We start from the raw sequence: 2,399 nt of genomic DNA on the forward strand, positions 1-2,399 counted from the left end.
AAAAATGAGTGCAGATACAACGGTTGCTCCAAGGAGACTAAGAATCTGCCAAGAGCCCCACTCGTACTCGGTACCTGCCCAGGAAAAGGCAAGAAGCAGCGGAACGATCGTCGTCGTCAGGAACAAAGAACCCACATAATCGACGCTCTGTCCGTGCTTGCGGTCCACTTTCGGAAACAGCGTCAGAATCATAATAAAAGCGACAATGCCAAGCGGCAGGAAGATCCAGAACAGCCAGTGCCAGTCGATATGATCCACTAGATAACCGCCAAGCGTCGGTCCCAGGACACTGGAGAAACCGAACACCGCCGTCATGAGGCCCATCCATTTGCCGCGTTCGCGCGGAGGGAACAAATCCCCTACCGCCGTAAAGGCCGTCGATTGGATGATACCAGCGCCAATACCCTGAATCCCGCGATAAATGATGAACTGGTACACATTATCCGAAGTACCGGTTAAGAACGCGCCTAACATGAAAAATAGGATACCGATCAGAATGAACGGCTTGCGTCCAAACATATCCGACAATTTACCGACCAGAATCGTCGCAATCGTCGAAGTTAACAAATAAATATTAATCGTCCATGTATAGTAATCCATACCATCCAGGATCGCGATAATGCGCGGCATCGCCGTGCTTGTGATCGTCTGGTTAATGGCCGCAAAAAACATCGCCGCCATAATCGCGATCATGATGGTTACTTTACGCTTCAGCGTTAAATGCTCCATGTACCTCTTTCACCTCTATGCTTCATGATGATCTATATTCAAAAGCATTAATGAGAAGATCCTTCTCAAATGCTGTACATCCTCTTCGGACAACATTTCAAAGAACACCGTAATGATTTCTTGCTGATCCTCAACGATTTGCCCGATCGTGGACATCCCTTTCTCTGTAATGGAGGTATACACGACCCTCCGGTCGTTCTCGGCCCTTTCCCGGTTTACATAACCCGAAGCAAGGAGCTTATCCGTCAAACTCGTTATGGCGGGAGACGTTAGGCCAAGCATCTCGGCTAGTTCGGATACCTTCTGTGGGCCCCGGAGCTTCAATGCATACAATACCTGAAATTGGGGAAAAGTCAGGTTATACTGCTTGGCGCTGTTTTTGTTCCATTCATGGGACATACTTTTCAGCAGCGACCGGAACATCGCCGCCACTTCAAACAATTGTTCATTTCTGGACAAACGGTTGACCTCCTTGGCGTGGTATGGATCTGTGACCATCCGCGTCGTATTGCCGCAGTTACATTAGGACACTAATTAATTATTTGTTAATAGATAAATTTTTAATCAATTAGTAACTTAATCATTAAATACTTAAGTAATATTACGCCTCCGCAGCCGGATAGTCAAGAGGCGGTTTTATGGAGACTTGTCCTTTTTTTAAACAGAAATAAAGAGGTCCTCCCCTTTCTCGATTGGCTCCTATTTTTCTAAAAAGTGTCTTCTCAACAAAAAAAGCCACCCTTTGCAAGGGTGACTTTTTTGTCGATATTCGTCGTGCCTTTCGGCTGTGTATCATCGACGGATCTCGTTTCCGTTTGACAACAGAGACCGTTTCCGACTCTATTATTCCGGCTTAGGGTAATTGTGTGTTTTCAAAAATTCAAGCGCGTTGTACACCATTACCGCTGCTTCAGACCGGGTCACTTGATCTTGGGGACGGAAGTTGCCGCTGCTGTCCAGGTCGGCAATTCCCCAGGAGAGCGCCCGCTGAATAGCCCCTTGATACTCAGGGGTCATTTTGCTGTCATCCGCGATGTCTTTGGGTACCAAATTGATCATCGGCAGGTTGCCCTTCTTTTCCACCGTCTCGATCAAATACTGCGTGAAAGCTTCACGAGTCATGCCTTGACTAGGCTCAATATCAGCCGGAAGGGCGATGCCGTGGTTGGTAACCGTAAGAAAAGCTGGAGCAAACCAAGCGCCTGCCTTCACGTTGGTTAGGGATGCGGTTTCGCTTCCCTCGGCTGCCTTCGTGACCGGCACATCAGCCAGCACGTTTGCCAGCAGCTGAACGCCTTCCGCGTTCGTCAGCTGTGCCTGCGGCCGGAAGGCCGATTCACTGTCGCCCTTCAGCAGCTTTTGCTGCTGGAGCGCAGCGATTTTATCGGCACCGGCGACTCCGGCCAAATCCGTAAAGCCCTCTCCTGCCGCGAACACGGACCCGCCGATCGCCAGGGATAATGCCAGGGCTGCAACACTTCCTGATACAACTTTCTTCTTCATCTAGCTACACCTTCTTCGAGAAAATTTGGTCTTGTCTTTCCTACAGACGCAAATAAAATATGGAAGGTTGCACCATGGGAAAATCTTCGTACTAGTCCCGCCGCAGAGGTAGATGTTGACGCGCGTCCTGATCGGGTTCCTTCAGTGCAGCCGGCACGGACGGTCGT

3 protein-coding genes are annotated in these 2,399 nt (G+C 49.3%); all 3 read right to left on the reverse strand.

Features of this window, described 5'->3' with window-relative positions:
• A partial coding sequence (locus CPT76_RS40615; protein WP_258168839.1) for an MFS transporter occupies positions 1-729 on the reverse strand: 729 nt, incomplete at its 3' end.
• 15 nt (positions 730-744) lie between these two features.
• Positions 745-1,188: a MarR family winged helix-turn-helix transcriptional regulator gene (locus tag CPT76_RS27050; RefSeq protein ID WP_105445110.1), complete on the reverse strand. Its 444-nt coding sequence runs from the start codon at positions 1,186-1,188 to the stop codon at positions 745-747.
• Between the two features lie 384 nt (positions 1,189-1,572).
• Positions 1,573-2,232: an S-layer homology domain-containing protein gene (locus CPT76_RS27055; protein ID WP_105445111.1), complete on the reverse strand. Its 660-nt coding sequence runs from the start codon at positions 2,230-2,232 to the stop codon at positions 1,573-1,575.
• Between the last annotated feature and the right edge of the window lie 167 nt (positions 2,233-2,399).

It is taken from the genome of Paenibacillus sp. AR247 (genome assembly GCF_002968895.1).
GTDB classification, from domain to species: domain Bacteria; phylum Bacillota; class Bacilli; order Paenibacillales; family Paenibacillaceae; genus Paenibacillus_AQ; species Paenibacillus_AQ favisporus.